The organism is Kitasatospora sp. NPDC057936, from assembly GCF_042887525.1.
Taxonomy (GTDB): Bacteria; Actinomycetota; Actinomycetes; order Streptomycetales; family Streptomycetaceae; genus Kitasatospora.
The window spans coordinates 1-16151 of the sequence record NZ_JBHVPD010000086.1; the positions used below are offsets into that span (position 1 = coordinate 1).

The following is a 16151-nucleotide window of genomic DNA, read 5'->3' on the forward strand; positions in this document are numbered from 1 at the left end:
ACCCCCACCCGGCCGGCCCGCCCGGCCAGCCGTGGCGTCCGATGGACGAACTCCTCGACCAACCGGGCGTGTTGGGGGAGCGGGTGACCTCCGTCCGCGGTTACCTCGCGGCGGCGGGCGGGCAGTCGCCCGACGCGGTCGAGGAGCGGGTGGCCGCCTCGGTGACCCATCTCGGCCTCGTCGCCCGCTTCGTCTCACCGGCATTCGGCGTCGCCGTCCTCGACGGGGCGCTGCTCGCGTACGGTCTGCGGGAGACGGGCTGGCAGCCCGCGCTCGGCGGCCTGTTCCCGCTGTCGCTGCCGTGCCGCGAGCCGGAGCACGTGACCGGTCCGGCCGAGCTCGCCGTCCGGCTGGCCGCAGAGGTGCTCGACGGTCCGGTCCGTGAGCTGGTCCAGGCGGTCGCCGCGTTCTCGGTGTCGCCGCGGATCCTGTGGGGCAACGTCGCGTCGGCGGTCAACGGTGCCGCCGCGGCCATCGCCCGGTCCACCCCGGAACTGGCCGGGCAGGCACGAGAATTCGCCGCTCGTCTGCTGGAACAGCCGCCCCTGCGTGGGGCCGGCACACTGGCCCCGGACGGCACCGGCTTCCGCCGCCGCAGCTGCTGCCTCATCTACCGCGCCGCGCCGGACCACGCCGGCGCACTGTGCGGCGACTGCGTCCTCACCGTGCCGCCCGGTACCAGGCCGTCCACGACGTCCTCCTGAGTCGAGCGCTCTCCGTCGGCCCGCCGGTACGAACCGTCCCGGCGGGCCGATTTCGGCGGTCCGGTATGTCATGAGCCCCTCCAGTGGGGCAGCCTCGTCCTGGACATCTGCAGAACTAGGCAGATGCAGGCATGAAGGGTGGTGAGCGGGGCCATGTGCCCACGTGCAGTCGACGGTGCACCGCGACCCGCGATCGACGAACTCGCCGTGCACCGCGCGGTGCTGGGGATCGGGGACCGCGAGCGGGTGGCGGCCGCGGCGGCCCGCTTCGCGTTGCTGGGCGATCCGGGCAGACTCTCGCTGCTCCTCGCCATGCACCGGGCCGGCCCGATCCCGGTCTCCGACCTCGCACGCGCGGCCGGTATGAGCGCCACCGCGGTCTCCCAGGCACTCCGCCTGCTGCGCGATTCCGGCGTGGTGGCCGCGGCCCGGGAGGGCCGGTTGGTGCGCTACCGCCTGTGTGACGACGCCGTAGGGAGGATGCTCGACCTCCTCGACGTGGCCCCGGAGGCGGCACCGCCGGATGCCGTGCCCGTACCGGTGGCGGTGTGTCAGGAGGCCGGTACCGGTCGCTGTCCCGGTCCGTCGTAGGACGCGAGCGGGCGGATCAGGGCGTTGTGGGCGAGCTGTTCGGTGATGTGGGCGGTCCAGCCGGTGATGCGGCTCATGACGAAGATGGGTGTGAAGGCGGGGGTGTCGAAGCCCATCAGGTGGTAGGCGAGGCCGGCCGGGTAATCGAGGTTGGGGTGGATGCCCTTGCGTTCCAGCACCGCCTCGCGCAGGGCGGTGTGGAGGTCGGCGAGGCGGTGGGCGGCCGGGTCGGTGGAGCCGGCCACCAGGTCGTCGAGCGCGGCCTGCATGATCGGGACGCGGGAGTCGCCGTGCTTGTAGACGCGGTGGCCGAAACCCATGATCTTCCGCTTCTCCGCCAGCGCGCCGTCGAGCCAGCGTGCGGCGAGGGCCGGGTCGCCGATCTCCTCCAGCATGCGCATCACCGCCTCGTTGGCGCCGCCGTGCAGCGGGCCCTTGAGCGCGCCGATCGCGGCGGTGACGGCACTGTAGAGATCGGAGAGGGTGGACGTGACGACCCGGGCGGTGAACGTGGAGGCGTTGAAGCTGTGCTCGGCGTAGAGCACCAGGGAGATCTCGAAGCAGCGGACCACCTCCGGCGCGGGGACGCTGCCGAAGCACATGTGGAAGAAGTTCTCCGCATAGCCGAGGTCCGGGTCCGGCGCGATCGGCGCCAGACCGCGGCGCCGGCGCTGGTCCGCGGCGACGACGGTGGGCAGTCTCGCCAGCAGCGTCAGGGACTTGGTGAGGGTGGAGGCCGGACGCCCGTCCTCCTCGGTGGGGTCCTCGGCTCCGAAGAAGCTCACGGCGGTGCGCAGCACATCCATGGGGTGGCAGGTCTCGGGCAGCTTGGCGAGCAGTTCGGACGTGGTGCGGTCGAGCGGGCGCAGGGCGCGTTCGCGGGCCCGGAACTCGCCCAGCTGCGCCTCGTCGGGCAGGTCGCCGTGCCACAGAAGGTAGGCGACCTCCTCGAAGGTGCGGCGGGCGGCGAGGTCCTGGACGGGGTAGCCGCGGTAGGTGAGGGAGTTGGTCTCCTGGATGACGGTGGAGATCTCCGTGGTGTCGACGACGACACCGGCGAGGCCCCGGTGGATAGCGGGCGCGGTGGCGGGCATGGCTGCTCTCCGATACGGGTCAGATGCCGGGCGGGAGGGTGAAGTCGAAGACGGCGGAGTCGAAGGCTGCGTAGTCGGCGTACCCGAGGAGCTCGTAGAGCCGGGAGCGGGTCTGCATGCGTGGGAGGAGGGAGGCCTGGGTGCCCTCGGTGGCGAGCGTCCGCAGCCCGTCCTCCATCGCGCCCATGGCGAGGCGCAGCAGGGTGACGGGGTAGAGCGCGATGTCGTAGCCGAGGTCCTGGAGGGTGCGGGCGTCGAGGAGCGGGCCCTTGCCGAACTCGGTCATGTTGGCGAGGAGGGGGACGTCGACGGCCTTGCGGAAGGCCTCGAACTCGGCCTCGCCGGCGAGGGCTTCGGGGAAGATCGCGTCGGCTCCGGCGTCGACGTAGGCCTTGGCGCGGTCGATGGCGGCGGGCAGTCCTTCGACGGCGCGGGCGTCGGTGCGGGCCATGAGGAGGAAGTCGGGGTCGCGGCGGGCGTCGACGGCGGCGCGCAGGCGGCGGACCATGTCCTCGCGCGGCACGACGGACTTGCCGTCGAGGTGGCCGCAGCGTTTGGGGTTGACCTGGTCCTCCAGGTGCAGGCCGGCGAGGCCGGCGTCCTCCATGAGCTGGACGGTGCGGGCGGCGTTCATCGGCTCGCCGAAGCCGGTGTCGGCGTCGACGAGGACGGGGAGGTCGGTGGCTCGGGTGGTCTGCTGGGCGCGGGCCGCGACCTCGGTGGCGGTGGTGAGGCCGATGTCGGGCAGGCCGAGGTCGGCGGCGAGGACGGCGCCGGAGAGGTACGCGGCCTCGAAGCCGAGGTCCTGGATGAGTCGGGCGGAGAGCGGGTTGAGCGCGCCGGGCATCGTCAACAGCCGTCCGGTGGCGAGGCGTTCGCGCAGGGCGCGGCGGCGCTGGGCGGGGGTGGTGCGGGTGTGGAACATCAGAACAGGCCCTTCGGCAGGGTCGCGTCGAACTCGCGGACGGTGCCGGTGTCGACGGCGGGGAACAGCTCGTCCAGGTCGGAGGCCTTGAGCTCGGGGAGGTCGACGGCGGCGTTCAGGAAGCGGTCCTGGCCGGCGGGGGTGACGACGCCCTCGGTGAGCGTGCGGAACTTGCGTTCGTAGGCGGGACGGTCGAAGGGGCGGGCGCCGGCCGGGTGGGCGTCGGCGACGGCGAGTTCGTCCTCGATGACGGTGCCGTCGTCCAGGGTGATGACCACCCGCCCGCCGAAGGCCCGCCGCTGCGGGTCGGGGTCGTGGTAGCGGCGGGTCCACTCCGGCGCCTCCACCGTCGTGATCTTCCGCCACAGTGCGACGGTCTCCGGGCGGCGGGCCCGCTCGGGGGCGTAGGAGCGCTCGTGGTGCCAGGCGCCGTCCTCCAGGGCGACGGCGAGGATGTACGGGACGGAGTGGTCGAGGGTCTCGCGGCTGGCGCGTGGGTCGTACTTCTGCGGGTCGCCCGCGCCGGAGCCGATGACGTGGTGGGTGTGGTGGCTGGTGTGCAGGACGACCGAGCGGACGCGGTCGAGCGGCCCGGTCCGCTCGCGGACGCGTCGGGCCAGGTCGATGACCGCCTGCGCCTGGTACTCGGCCGAGTGCTCCTTGGTGTAGGTGTCCAGGATCGCCCGGCGCGGCTCGCCGGCCTCTGGGAGCAGCACGGTGTAGTCGGACTGCGGGCCGTCGAGCATCCAGGCGAGGAAGCCGTCCTCGCCCTCGTAGATCGGGGAGGGGGAGGTCTCGCCGTGCATCGCCCGGTCCACGGCCTCGATGGCGGCCTTGCCAGCGAAGGCGGGGGCGAAGGCCTTCCAGGTAGAGATCTCGCCCTTGCGGGACTGCCGGGTGGCGGTTGTGGTGTGCACGGCCTGCTGGACGGCCTGGTAGACGGTCTCCGTGGGCAGCCGAAGCAGGGTGCCGATTCCGCACGCGGTGGCCGCGCCGAGGTGGGCGACGTGGTCGATGCGGTGGGCGTGCAGGCAGACGCCGCGCACCAGGGCGACGTGCACCTCGTACGCGGCGACGATCCCGCGCAGGAGGTCGGCGCCGGTGCGGCCGGTGTGCTGGGCGACGGCCAGCAGCGGCGGGATGTTGTCGCCGGGGTGGGAGTAGTCGGCGGCGAGGTACGTGTCGTGGAAGTCCAGCTCGCGCACCGCCGTCCCGTTCGCCCAGGCCGCCCACTCCGGGGAGACCCGGGTCAGGCTGCCGAACACCCGGGCGCCGGGGGACGCGTGGTGGTCGAGCGCCTGGGCGCGGGCCACCGCCACGGGCCGGCGCAGCAGGGAGGCGACGGCGACCGACGCGTTGTCGATCACCCGGTTGACCGCCATCGCTGCGCTCCCGGGGTCGAGCTCCTCGGTGCCGGTGGCGACCGCGGCGAGCCTCCAGGCGAGCTGCTCCTCGCGCGGCAGCCGGTCGGCACTGGGGTGGACACGGACGTGATGCTCGATCACGGGACTCCTCTTCGGCGTCGGGGCGGCCCTGACGGGCTGGTGCGTTCCAGGCTGCCGCGCCGGCAGGGAAGGGTCCAGCAGGCCAATCTGCGGATTTCGGCCATGTGGTCCCTGTGAATCTGCGAATCGTGCGAACCGGCTCAAGTGCTACCTTCGCAACTGCTGCCCGCGAGGCAGATTCACCACAGAGAAGGATTCCGCGCGCCCCATGCCACGCCCGCCCGGACGCAAGGTCTACGCCCACGCGAAGCTGCGCCGGCTGCGCCGCGAGCACGGCATGAACCAGGTCGAGCTCGCCCGCGAGCTCGGCATCTCCACCAGCTACCTCAACCAGATCGAGCACAGCCAGCGCCCGCTGACCGCCCCGGTGCTCCTGCGGATCGCCGAAGTGTTCGGCGTGGAGCCCGAGTTCTTCTCCGAGGCGGACGAGGAGCGGCTGGCCACGGACCTGCGCACCGCGCTCGCCGACGAGGTCTGCGGCGGTGCGGTGGCACCGGAGGAGATCGCCGATGCGAGCCGTGACCACCCGGAGGTCGCCCGCGCGCTGGTGGCCCTGCACCGCCGCTACCGCGAGGCGGTCGAACGGGTCGCCGGCCTCACCGCGCCCGGCGACACCACTGCCGTGCCCGGGGGTGAACCGCACGACGAGGTACGGGACTTCTTCTACGCCCACCACAACCACATCGCCGCCCTCGACAACGCGGCCGAGGAATTGGCCGACTCGCTCGGCACGCCGCCCGGCAGCCGCTCGGCCGCCGCGCTGGCCGAGCGGCTGACCGTTCGCCACGGCGTGCGGGTGGCCGACACCGGGCGCGGTCCCGGTGCGGACCTACGGCGCTTCGACCCGGCCACCGGCCTGCTCGTGCTCTCGCCGTGGCTCACCGAAGGACAGCGAGCCTTTCAACTCGCCACCCAGCTTGCGCTGTTGGAACAGCGTGACCTGCTCGACGCCCTGGTCGCCGGGGCAGGCCTCGCCTCGCCGCAGGCCGATCGGCTGGTCCGGATCGGGCTGGCCAACTACTTCGCGGGCGCCGTGCTGATGCCGTACTCCGCCGTCCACGCCGCCGCCGAGGAACTGCGCTACGACCTGGACCTGCTGGGCGCCCGCTTCGGCGTCGGCTTCGAGACGGTCTGCCACCGGCTGAGCACGCTCCAGCGCACCGGCCGGCGCGGCGTGCCGTTCTCCTTCCTGCGCGCCGACCGCGCGGGCAACATCTCCAAGCGGCAGTCCGCCACCGACTTCCACTTCTCCCGCCTGGGCGGCACGTGCCCGCTCTGGACGGTCTACGAGGCCTTCTCCGCCCCCGGTCGGATCCTGACCCAGGTCGCCGAGATGCCGGACGGGAAGCGGTACTTCTGGATCGCCCGGACGGTCTCCCACGGCGGGCACGGCCACCGCGCGCCCCGCGCCGAGTTCGCGGTCGCCCTCGGCTGCGAGCTGCGCCACGCCCACCGCCTCGTCTACGCGGACGGCATCGTGCTCGACGACCCCCGCGCCGCGACCCCGATCGGCTTGGGCTGCCGGATCTGCGAGCGGACGGACTGCGTCCAGCGGGCTCGCCCACCGGCAGGCGAGCGACTGGCCGTGGACCCGGACCGGCGCACCCGGGTGCCGTACCCGGTCGAGGGGAGCAGGTGACCGGGAGGAACCCGCGGCCGTGAGTGGTCGACCTCGACCTCGACCTCGACCTCGGCCTCGACCTCGGCTGCGGTTCCGGTTCGCTTGCCGTCCGGCTCCCCGGCCGCCTGCCGGGGCGCGGGTGGTCGCCGCCGACACCGACCCGTTCCTGGTCGGGTCGGGCGGGCACGGCATGACTCCAGAGGCCGACAGCCAGCGTTGTCGGACGTGATCCGGCCGGGAGTCGTGATCGTCGGAGGTCAGGGCGATGGCGGGTCGGTGTCGAGGGCCGCGGCGAAGGGGTCGTCGGACAGCTGCCAGTGCTCCATGCCGAGGACGAGTTCGGCGTCGGTGAGCAGGCAGTCGTTCAGCCGCTCGTGGAGCGAAGGGACGTCGAGGTCGATGCCGGTGAAGGTCAGTTCGCAGCGGCGCTCGCCGTAGTAGGGGTGCCAGAACAGCGCGGCGAACGTGCGCCGCTCGGCCGAGGCCGTCCGCCATGCCGTGTCGTCCTGCTCGGGCAGCCAGGTGCCGGGCTTGGGGCCGGTGAGGCCGTATCGGCGCTGGAAGGTGTGTCGGGCCGGGTGTGGGCCCCGGGCGTGGGCCCCGGGCGTGGGCCCCGGGCGTGGGCCCCACCATAACGTAATGGTTTTCGTTTTCATCTAGTGCTAGTGTCGGCTCACCATTCGCGGCAGCGGCGGCATTCCCACGGGTCGGCCCCGCCTGCCGCCGCTGTCCTCACCGGCACGGAGTCGCCATGTCCGCCCACTGCCAACTCACGGGCCGCAAGCCCGGGTTCGGCAACGCCATCTCCCACTCGCACCGCCGCACCCGGCGCCGCTTCGACCCCAACATCCAGACCAAGCGCTACTGGCTGCCGAGCGAGGGCCGGTTCGTCCGCCTGACGCTCAGCGCCAAGGGCATCAAGACCGTCGACAAGCTCGGCATCGAGAAGGCCGTCGCCGTCGTGCGCGCCCGGGGAGGGAAGGTCTGATGGCCAAGCGCAGCAAGATCGCCAAGAACGAGCAGCGCCGCGTGATCGTCGCCCGGTACGCCGAGCGCCGCGCCGAGCTCAAGCGACTGATCGCCTCCCCGGCGACCTCGCCCGAGGACCGCCTCGCCGCGCAGGCCGAGTTGCAGCGCCAGCCGCGCGACGCCAGCGCCACCCGGGTCCGCAACCGCGACGCGGTCGACGGCCGCCCGCGCGGCTACCTGCGGGCCTTCGGGCTCTCCCGCATCGGGGTGCGCCGGCAGGCCCACGCCGGGTTCCTGCCCGGTGTGCGCAAGGCCAGTTGGTAGCACACCTCGTGAACCGGTCGCACCCCGTGCCACGCGGACTCTCCCGGCCTGCGCGGCATGGGGTGCGACCCCGAGGAGAACCCTCGATCCCGTTGTCGCCTCACGCGTACGCAACTCTCACCAGAACCAGGGAAGCCGTGATCAAGATCGCCCCCGCCCGCCGGGACCGCAGGACGGGCCCCAATCCTCCCCTCACGTACATCGACGACAAGGACACGAACCTGCTTCGGAAGTTCATCTCCGACCGCGTCCGCGTCCGCGCCCGCCGCATCGCCGGGACGACCGCTCGGCAGCAGCGCGCGACGGCTCGCGCGATCAGGAACGCTCGCGAGATGGCCCTGCTGCCCCACGGCACCGGCGCAGTGCGAGTCGGCCGGTGAACGGGCGCCTCCCGGTCACCGTGCTGTCCGGGTTCCTCGGCGCGGGAAAGACCACGCTGCTCAACCACCTGCTGAACAACCGGGACGGCCTGCGGGTCGCGGTCATCGTCAACGACATGAGCGAGATCAACATCGACGCCGCGCTGGTCCGCGAGGGCGGCGGCGCGCTCTTCCGGACCGAGGAACGCCTGGTCGAGATGACCAACGGCTGCATCTGCTGCACCCTGCGCGACGACCTGCTGGAGGAGGTCGACCGCCTCGCCCGGGCGGGGCGCTTCGACTACCTGCTGATCGAGTCCAGCGGCATCTCCGAGCCGATGCCGGTCGCGGCCACCTTCGCCTTCGCCCGCGACGACGGCGCCACCCTCGGGGAGGTCGCCCGTCTGGACACCATGGTCACCGTGGTCGACGCCGCGAACTTCCTGCCCGAACTGCGCGGCGGCGACGAGCTGACGGCCCGCGGCCTCGATCAGTACGAGGACGACGAACGCACCGTCAGCGACCTGCTGATGGACCAGGTCGAATTCGCCGACGTGTTGGTCCTGAACAAGACCGACCTCGTCACGGCCGAGGAGGCCGACCGGCTCGCCGCCGCGCTCAGCCGCCTCAACCCCGCGGCCCGGATCGTCCGCGCGACCGGCGGTCGGGTCCCGCCCGCCGAACTCCTGGGCGCCGGGCTCTTCGACCTGACCAAGGCCCAGGAAGCCCCGGGCTGGGTGGCCGAACTCAACGGTGACCACGTCCCGGAGACCGAGGAGTACGGCATCACCAGCCTGGTCTTCCGCGCCGAGCGCCCCTTCCATCCCGGCCGGCTCTGGGAGTTGGTGAGCCGACGGCTCGACGCGGGGGAGTTCGGCACCGTCCTGCGCTCGAAGGGCTTCTTCTGGCTCGCCTCCCGGCCAGCCGTCACCGGCCTGTGGTCCCAGGCGGGCTCGGTCGCCCGCTTCGAACCCTCCGGCATGCGCCCGTCCATGAGCCTGACGACGAACCTGGCCACTCTGACCGATGCCACGGCGCTGACCGGCCTCGGCGACGAGCAGGTGCACAGCGGCCAGGAGCTGGTCTTCATCGGCACCGGTCTGCGCAAGGACGAGCTGCGCGCCGCACTCGCCCACTGCCTGCTGGACGACGCCGAGCACGCGCCCGGGCCGCACGTCTGGACGTCGTTCGATGACCCGTTCCCGGTGTGGGACGAATACGAGCTCCAGCAGGACCACGACCACTCCCACACCTAGGACAAAGCGCCGGAGTCGCTGCACCGCCCTGATCGGCGACTCCGAGGGGTGTGCGGATTTGTACGGGAGACGTGCCTTCGGGGGGGGTCGATGGCAGCATGGGTCGTCGCAGTAACCAGCCGTCAACTCCACAGGGGGAAAAGATGATTGGGTTGCGCACCGCTGCTGTCCGCCTCGCCGCCGTGACTGCCGTCGCAGCAGGCAGCCTGGGCCTGAGCACTGGGGTGGCGTCGGCCGACGCCACCTTCACCGCCAACGTCCCCGGCTGTGCCGGGGGCATGATCGATCAGTACTACAACGGGCACGACTGGGTGCAGGGCTACGTGATCTCCACCATGGGCAACTACTGCACGGTGAACCTCCAGCAGTCGAACGGCAACTGGTCCAGCGCCTACAGCAACGTCCGGGGCGATGAGCACTACACCTACCAACTCCAGGACTCCGGAATCACCTCGTACGTCATCGTGTGCAACACCGACCTCGGCCGGTGCGCCACCAGCGCTTCGTACTGACGGGCAACCGTCGTCCGGGCCACCGTTGCGTACAACAGCAACACCGCGTTCGCCAAGTGACCCTGGTGCTGTAGCGGGCACATGAACGTGTGCCCCCGGTTCGCGCAACTCGGTGCCCCGGACGTGTGCCCGACGGTGGAACCCCGCCGTCGGGCACACGTGTCGGACGGTCAGCGGCCCCGTTGTTCGGTGCCGGTCGCGGAGGAGCTTCCCGGGCCCTGCCAGCCGGTGGCCGAGGGCCAGAGGACGGAGACGTCGAGGACCCGCTCCACGAGGTCGGGGATCCACGGCTCGTCGGGCGGCGACGTGAGGACGACGTGCAGCCGCTCGGGGGTCTCGTCGGTCACCTGCCCGATCTCGCGGACCCGGACGGCGCCGGCCCGCACGGCGTGGTACGAGGTGTGGCCGGCGGGAAGGACCTCGCAGACGATCGGACCCCGCTCTCCGGGCCGGACGACGTCGACGATCGACGAGTCCCGCGGCTTGTGGCCCGCCGCGAAGAGGTCGGCCATGAGCCGGTGGCGCACCGCCTCGTGCTGGTGGCACGTCCGGTCGGCCTCGGCCGCGGCCGCGAGCTCGGCCGTCAGGACGCCGGCCGGCGCGGCCACGGCGGACACCTCTGCGGCCACCTCGGCGGACTCCTCAGCAGACTTCTCGCCTGTGAGCTTCGCCAGGGCTGCGACCGTCCGGTCCCGCCAGCCGCTGCTCCGCAGGACCTCGCCGAGCCGCGCCAACTCGGTTGCGTCCGCGGACCGCACGGCCTCCGGAAGGCCGCGGGAGAGGTCCCGCAGCACCGTCAGGTCGGCGGAGGACGGCGATCCCAGGAGCCGCCAGACGGAGAGCCAGTCGGCCTGGTCGCGGCGGAGGCAGCCGCCGACCAGAGCGTCGAGTCCCAGCAGGCCGGTCTGGGGGAGTTCGGCCGGGAGGTTGTCCTCACCGATGGCGGTGAGGACCGCCAGCGCGCTCCTGTACCGCTCGGTCGCGCGCCCGGAGATCTCGTGGCGCCCGAAGTCGTTCGCCGACACGACGTACACGCCGGAGCGGCGTTGCACGACCCAGACGTCCAGCTCCTGCCCGGCCTCGGGCGCCCGCTCGGTGGGCCTCAGCTTCAGGATGTACCGCCGCTTCCGGTCCTCCGGCACCGGGGTGACCCTCCAGTGGAGCTGGTCACCGTGGGCGAGGGCGCGTACCCGCAGTTCGGTACCGGGTGTGAGTTCGTCCGCCGCTTCCAGGCCGGTGGCCGCCAGGATCTCCGCGTCCAACGGGGTGGGCCTGCGGACGAAGAGCACCGAACTGCCGTCCGGCGCGAGGTTCCAGGTGCGCGACGAACCGAGGACGAGGTGATTGCCCCGCGGCTGGGTCTCGACGTGGCCGCCGGACAGGTCCGCCGCCAGCGCACCGCGGAGCCGGCCCAGGAAGGCGTCCGACTGATCCGACCGGTCCGAGGCGAGGTCGGCGTACGCGGCCCGAGCCTCGGCACTCACCTGGATCTGCTCGACCGTCAGGGCGCGCACCGCGGCCGTGTCCTGGAGCGCCGGGCCGCGGTCGGCGACGGCGGGCCCGGAGACCCGGTACCGGGACGGGACCCCGGCCAGGTACTGCGCGGGGCTCCGCTCGCCGTGCACGCTCCGGTAACCGGTCAGGGCCGTCCCGTCGTGGCTCAGGACGAACCGGTAGCCATGGAGGTCGACGAGGCGGTAGCCGTCCGTCTGCTGCGCCTGGCGCCCGTCGGTCAGGAACGTGGCGATCACGCCACGGATCTCGGCTTCGGCCTCCTGGTCACTGCCGCCGTGCGCGGTCACGAAGGCCCGGACGGCGGCCCTGGTCACCCGGAGCCTGCCGAGGAAGGCCTCCGACGCCTCCAGCCCGGTCCCGAGGTCGGCGTCGGCGGGCACCCTGGGCAGGTTGCGAGGTGTCGGGCGCTCCGGCACCGAGCTCGTCCGGAAGCCGCCGCACGAGCTGTCACGGCACCAGCCGTCGGCGTTCTGCGTGGGCAGCTCGCAGCGTTCCCCGTCCAGGTGGAAGCGTGAGCAGACGCGACCCTGCGCCGGGCCGGACGGCGGCTGCGGTGCGGGGCCGTCCGGTGCGGGATCGTCCGGTCCGGCGGAGGGCGACGGGCCGACGGCGGGAAGCATGACCGCCGGCAAGGGCGAGGTGTGCAGCACCGTCAGCGTCTGTGTGCTCCGGGTCAGGGCCACGTACAGCTGCCGCGGGCCCTCGGCCCCGCGGGCGGTGATGGTCGCCGGCTCCAGGACGAGGACGTGGTCGAACTCCATGCCCTTCGCCTCGCCGGCGGTCAGGACGGTCACCGCCTCCCGCACCTCGTCGGTCATCGCCTCCGTCGAGTCGACCAGGAGCCGGACCTGCTGGAGCCAGTCCGAGTCGTCGGGGACGACCAGGGCGATCGAGCGCTGGGTGTGACCGTCCGATCCGGCCAGCCGTGCCGCGTGCCCGACCGCCTCGGCGAGGAGCTGCCAAGGCGTCGTCTCGACGATCCGCACCGGCTCGCCGTCCGCCTCCTTCACCGCGGCCGGGAAGGGAACGGACGGGGCCACCGCCCGGGCGAGCGGCGCGACGAACTCCATGATCTGGGCCGGCACCCGGTAGCTGGTGGTGAGCTCTTCGAGCTGCCAGCCGCCCTCACCCGCCAGGACCCGGCCGATCCGCTCCCAACTCGGGTAGTCGTGCGGTCCGGTGGCCTGCGCGAGGTCGCCGAGCACCGTCATCGACCCCTTCGGATTGCGGCGGCGCAGCGACCTGGCCTGCATGGGAGTCAGGTCCTGGGCCTCGTCCACGACGATGTGCGGGTAACGCTGGGGCGTCTCACCCGAGATGAGGGTCCGTAGCTCTTCGAGGCACACCAGGTCGTCCACGGTCCACGGCTCGTCCTCGGCACGTTCGGCGGCCGGGCGCGACAGCAGCGCCTGCTCCGCCGCGTCGAACACCTCGGCGGCGCACTCGGCGAGCCTGCCGGGCGAGTTCAGCAGGCTCCGCAGGGCCTCCTCCGGGCTGAGGGGAGGCCACGCGCGTTCGACGAGCGCGGCCACCTGGCGATGGCGCTCGATGCTCTGCCGAACGGTCCGGTCACGAGCACGCTGGGGGAAACCCTGCCGCAGCGCGGCCAGCAGGAGGTCGACGAGCACGTCGCGGAAGCGGTCCCGACGGGCCCGGTAGTGGCCCGGTCCGGTGCGGGCGGCCTCGAAGACGCGGCGGACCTCGGACGCCGGAACCCTCAGGGGTGCGCTGCCCAGGACGATGGTGAACATCGGCTCGCCGTGCTCGTCCGCGGCGGGGGTGACGGCGGCGTCGACGGCGGCCGGCCGGCAGTTGCCCTCGACCCGGCGCCGCAGCACTTCGGCCATGCGCTCGTCCGACTTGATGCGGCGCACGGACGGGGTGTCCTCGGCTCGCACGCTCCCCGTCCAGAGGAAGGAGAGCTCGACGGCGGTGACGTTGCGCGTGCCCAGGGTGGGCAGGACCCGGCCGACGTACTCCAGGAACCTCCGGTGCGGGCCGACCACCAGGATGTCCTGCGCCTGGAAGCGCTTGTTGTCGACGAGCCAGGTGACCCGGTGGAGGCCGACGGCCGACTTCCCGGTGCCCGGACCGCCCTGGACGACCAGGACACCCGTGGACGGGCCGGCCACCAGCGCCATCTGGTCGGGCTGGATGGTTTCGACGATGTCGCGCATGCGGCTGCGGCGGGCGCGGTCGAGGTCCCGGAGGAGCAGGTCGTCCACCACCGTTTGCCGGGCCCGGGAGACGGGGCCGAAAACGTCTCCGGGGGACGGCACATCCGTGCCCAGGCCGACGGAGGCCGGGACCGGCGGAGCAATCTCGTCGCGGTAGTCCCGGACCGTCCGCTGGTCGCAGTCCAGGCGCCGCCGCAAGCGGACCTCTCCGGGAGCGTCCGGCGTGGCCAGTCGCCACGCGGTGGCGAGCGCGTTGGTCCAGGAGATGACGACGGTGTCGCGGGTCTCGACGTCGTGCACCGTCCGCCGCCCGACGTAGAAGACCTCCGGCTCGCCCGTCTCGTCCGCCCGGGTGTCCACCCGCATCGTGACGAGGTTCTCGCCCTCCAGACGGAACACCTCCGCCCTGGCCGAGGACTCCGCCCGGGCCGCGATACCGTCCTTCCCGCTGGCTGCCGCCTGGGCCGTCGCGTCGCCGGACAGTTCGGCGAGCTTGGCTTCGTAACAGGCGTACGCGCGGTCGACCGCCCGCTGTTCGGTGGCGATGACGGCCGACCTCGATGACGTGCTCATGTGCTTCCCCTCCCGCGGGCGTCGCACTGCGCGGCCGCCCGCCTGCAGCCGCCACTTGCCTACCAGAGCGTGCACGCACGTCGGGTGCGGAATGCCACATTCGTTGTGGAAGCGTAGGGTTCCGGAGCCTGCGCGCCGCAGGGGCTCCGGAACCCCGAGTCCCCGCTCGCGCGGGGGTTGCCTTGGACGGGACGTCGGCGTGCTCTGCAGGACGGTCACCGCCGACCACCTGTGCTTCGCGCCGTACGCGGCGTGGGCACCGAGAAGTGCGTTGTTACCGCAGCGGTGAGGCAGGTGTGGGGGTCACACGGGTGACGACGGACTTCTCGGGGATCAGCAGGCCGTAGACCACGGGGCCGATCTCGTTCTTCCAGCGGTCGTGGCCGTAGACCGCCGCGTGGAGGGCTGTTGACGGGCCCTCCTCCGACGTCGACGACGCTATCCCCGCGGGTATGGTTACCATCAAGGTCTAATACTTCCCATTGGGAAGTGACCTGATGAGGAAGAGTGAGCATGGCGACCACCTGCCCCAGCGGCCAGCACGTGCACCACGACGTCTACGCCGCCCAGTGTCCCTGCCGCGCCCTGCTCGACCTGCTCGCCAACAAGTGGTCGGCGCTCGCCATCGGTGCCCTCGAAGACGGTCCCCAGCGCTTCGGCGAACTCCAGCGGAAGCTCCAGGGCGTCAGCCCCAAGGTCCTCACCCAGACACTGCGTAGGCTGGAGGACTTCGGCATCCTCGACCGGACCGTCTACCCCGCCGTCCCGCTGCACGTCGAGTACTCCCTCACCCCGCTCGGCCGCAGCGCCGCGATCCCGCTCAACGCGCTGCGCTCCTGGGTCGAGGACAACATCGACCACGCCTACCGCGCCGGGCCGGTCACGTCATAGGCCCGTGTCAGGACCCGGGGCTCGATCGGGTATCAGCGGCGGGTTTCGACCAACAGGTCGCCGTGGGTCGCCGCGCGCATCCTGTCGCCGGCGAGCAGGTCGTGCGGGAAGCCGAGTTCGATCGCGCTGGCCTCGTCGAGGCGGGCCAGCTGGGAGGCCGTGAAGTCGACCTCCAGGGCACCCAGATTGTCCTCAAGCTGCGCGAGAGTGCGGGCGCCGATGAGCGATGCCGTCACATCCGGGTTCTGCAGGGTCCAGGCCAGCCCGACCTGGGCGGTTGTGCGGCCCAGCTCCGCGGCGACCTCCTTCACGACATCAGCGATGTCCAAGTCGTGTTCGGTGAGCCCGCCGTTGGCGATATTGAAATTCTTACGGGTGCCGTCGTCGACCGCGGTGTTCGTCGTGGTCAGGTCGTCGCGGCTGTACTTGCCGGTGAGCACCCCGCCGGCCAGTGGCGAGTACGGCACCACGCCCAACCCCATCTCGCGTGCCATCGGGACCAGGTCACGTTCCCCGGTACGCTCGATCAGGTTGTATTCGATCTGCAGGGCGACCAGCGGCGACCAGCCGCGCAGGTCGGCGATCGCCTGCATGCGCGACACCTGCCAGGCCGGGGCGTTGGAGATCGCCACGTACAAGACCTTGCCCTGCCGGACCAGATCGTCCATGCCACGCAGGATCTCCTCGACCGGTGTCGTGAAATCCCACACGTGCAGGTAGAGCAGATCGATGTAATCCGTATTCAGCTGTCGCAGACTGGCTTCCACCGACGCGAACAGGCTCTTGCGGTGAGGGCCCCCGGAATTCGGGTCGCCGGGCCGGCGCAGCGTGGTGTATTTCGTTGCCAGCACCAGGCTTTCGCGGTTGTCGCGGGTGAATTCACCCAGCAGGCGCTCGGAGCTGCCATTGGTGTAGGTGCTGGCGGTGTCGACGAAGTTGCCGCCGCGCTCGACGTAGAGGTCGAACAGCTTTCGGGCCTCGTCCTGCTCGGCGCCCCAGCCCCACTCGGTGCCGAAGGTCGCTGCGCCCAGCGCCAGCGGTGAGACCCGCAGCCCGGAGCGGCCCAGCAGCCGGTAGGTGTCGAGGGTGAGCGACATCGTGTCCTCCTGTGCTTGTCATCCGTTACCGGGAACAA

The 16151-nt window shown here is 72.0% G+C and carries 16 protein-coding genes; 9 read left to right on the forward strand and 7 right to left on the reverse strand.

Annotated features, from left to right (window positions below; all coding sequences use genetic code 11):
• Both ACFVU9_RS34025 and ACFVU9_RS34030 read left to right on the forward strand, forming a co-directional pair.
• Nucleotides 1-704: IucA/IucC family C-terminal-domain containing protein (locus ACFVU9_RS34025; RefSeq protein ID WP_387600072.1), on the forward strand; the 704-nt coding region annotated here is incomplete at its 5' end.
• 153 nt (nucleotides 705-857) lie between these two features.
• Nucleotides 858-1295 carry an ArsR/SmtB family transcription factor gene (locus ACFVU9_RS34030; protein ID WP_380507244.1) on the forward strand — a complete coding sequence of 146 codons (438 nt, stop codon included), beginning with the start codon at nucleotides 858-860 and terminating at the stop codon, nucleotides 1293-1295.
• Here the strand turns inward: ACFVU9_RS34030 and ACFVU9_RS34035 are convergent.
• The 3 genes from ACFVU9_RS34035 to ACFVU9_RS34045 are packed head-to-tail and all read right to left on the reverse strand — an operon-like array spanning nucleotide 1256 to nucleotide 4819.
• Nucleotides 1256-2389, reverse strand: a complete 1134-nt coding sequence (locus ACFVU9_RS34035; RefSeq protein WP_387600075.1) for a bifunctional 2-methylcitrate synthase/citrate synthase — start codon at nucleotides 2387-2389, stop codon at nucleotides 1256-1258. The genes ACFVU9_RS34030 and ACFVU9_RS34035 overlap by 40 nt on opposite strands.
• 19 nt (nucleotides 2390-2408) lie before the next feature.
• Entirely contained in the window at nucleotides 2409-3314 is a 906-nt protein-coding gene (gene prpB / locus ACFVU9_RS34040) for a methylisocitrate lyase (protein ID WP_387600078.1), read from the reverse strand.
• Nucleotides 3314-4819: an MmgE/PrpD family protein gene (locus ACFVU9_RS34045; protein ID WP_387600081.1), complete on the reverse strand. Its 1506-nt coding sequence runs from the start codon at nucleotides 4817-4819 to the stop codon at nucleotides 3314-3316. The genes prpB and ACFVU9_RS34045 overlap by 1 nt, the downstream gene beginning before the upstream one ends.
• A gap of 208 nt (nucleotides 4820-5027) precedes the next feature.
• Between ACFVU9_RS34045 and ACFVU9_RS34050 the strand changes: the two genes are divergently transcribed.
• A complete protein-coding gene (locus tag ACFVU9_RS34050) occupies nucleotides 5028-6458 on the forward strand; it encodes a short-chain fatty acyl-CoA regulator family protein (RefSeq protein ID WP_387600084.1) in 1431 nt (476 codons plus the stop codon).
• A gap of 239 nt (nucleotides 6459-6697) precedes the next feature.
• Here the strand turns inward: ACFVU9_RS34050 and ACFVU9_RS34055 are convergent, their stop codons facing one another.
• Nucleotides 6698-7096, reverse strand: a complete 399-nt coding sequence (locus tag ACFVU9_RS34055; protein ID WP_387600087.1) for a hypothetical protein — start codon at nucleotides 7094-7096, stop codon at nucleotides 6698-6700.
• 95 nt (nucleotides 7097-7191) lie between these two features.
• Here ACFVU9_RS34055 and rpmB point away from each other — a divergent pair, with 95 nt between their 5' ends.
• The 5 genes from rpmB (at nucleotide 7192) to ACFVU9_RS34080 (ending at nucleotide 9860) form a co-directional block, all read left to right on the forward strand.
• Nucleotides 7192-7428, forward strand: a complete 237-nt coding sequence (rpmB, locus tag ACFVU9_RS34060; RefSeq protein WP_380440794.1) for a 50S ribosomal protein L28 — start codon at nucleotides 7192-7194, stop codon at nucleotides 7426-7428.
• Entirely contained in the window at nucleotides 7428-7733 is a 306-nt protein-coding gene (gene rpsN / locus ACFVU9_RS34065) for a 30S ribosomal protein S14 (RefSeq protein WP_380440792.1), read from the forward strand. The genes rpmB and rpsN overlap by 1 nt, the downstream gene beginning before the upstream one ends.
• A 146-nt stretch (nucleotides 7734-7879) precedes the next feature.
• Entirely contained in the window at nucleotides 7880-8113 is a 234-nt protein-coding gene (rpsR, locus tag ACFVU9_RS34070) for a 30S ribosomal protein S18 (protein WP_380440906.1), read from the forward strand.
• Complete coding sequence (locus tag ACFVU9_RS34075) at nucleotides 8110-9348, forward strand: GTP-binding protein (RefSeq protein ID WP_387600091.1); 1239 nt, start codon at nucleotides 8110-8112, stop codon at nucleotides 9346-9348. The genes rpsR and ACFVU9_RS34075 overlap by 4 nt, the downstream gene beginning before the upstream one ends.
• A gap of 152 nt (nucleotides 9349-9500) precedes the next feature.
• Entirely contained in the window at nucleotides 9501-9860 is a 360-nt protein-coding gene (locus tag ACFVU9_RS34080; protein WP_380440788.1) for a hypothetical protein, read from the forward strand.
• Between the two features lie 170 nt (nucleotides 9861-10030).
• Here the strand turns inward: ACFVU9_RS34080 and ACFVU9_RS34085 are convergent, their stop codons facing one another.
• Both ACFVU9_RS34085 and ACFVU9_RS34090 read right to left on the reverse strand, forming a co-directional pair.
• The gene (locus tag ACFVU9_RS34085) at nucleotides 10031-14125 is read right to left on the reverse strand and encodes an AAA family ATPase (RefSeq protein ID WP_387600094.1); all 4095 of its coding nucleotides are present in this window, start codon (nucleotides 14123-14125) and stop codon (nucleotides 10031-10033) included.
• Between the two features lie 274 nt (nucleotides 14126-14399).
• On the reverse strand, nucleotides 14400-14588 hold the full coding sequence (locus tag ACFVU9_RS34090) for a hypothetical protein (protein ID WP_380440784.1): 189 nt from the start codon (nucleotides 14586-14588) through the stop codon (nucleotides 14400-14402).
• Between the two features lie 50 nt (nucleotides 14589-14638).
• On the opposite strand from ACFVU9_RS34090, the gene ACFVU9_RS34095 reads away from it, so the two are divergent.
• Entirely contained in the window at nucleotides 14639-15016 is a 378-nt protein-coding gene (locus ACFVU9_RS34095) for a winged helix-turn-helix transcriptional regulator (protein ID WP_387600097.1), read from the forward strand.
• A gap of 32 nt (nucleotides 15017-15048) precedes the next feature.
• Here the strand turns inward: ACFVU9_RS34095 and ACFVU9_RS34100 are convergent, their stop codons facing one another.
• Nucleotides 15049-16113 (reverse strand): aldo/keto reductase, encoded by a 1065-nt coding sequence (locus ACFVU9_RS34100; protein ID WP_387600100.1) that lies wholly within the window; start codon nucleotides 16111-16113, stop codon nucleotides 15049-15051.
• Nucleotides 16114-16151 lie beyond the last annotated feature (38 nt).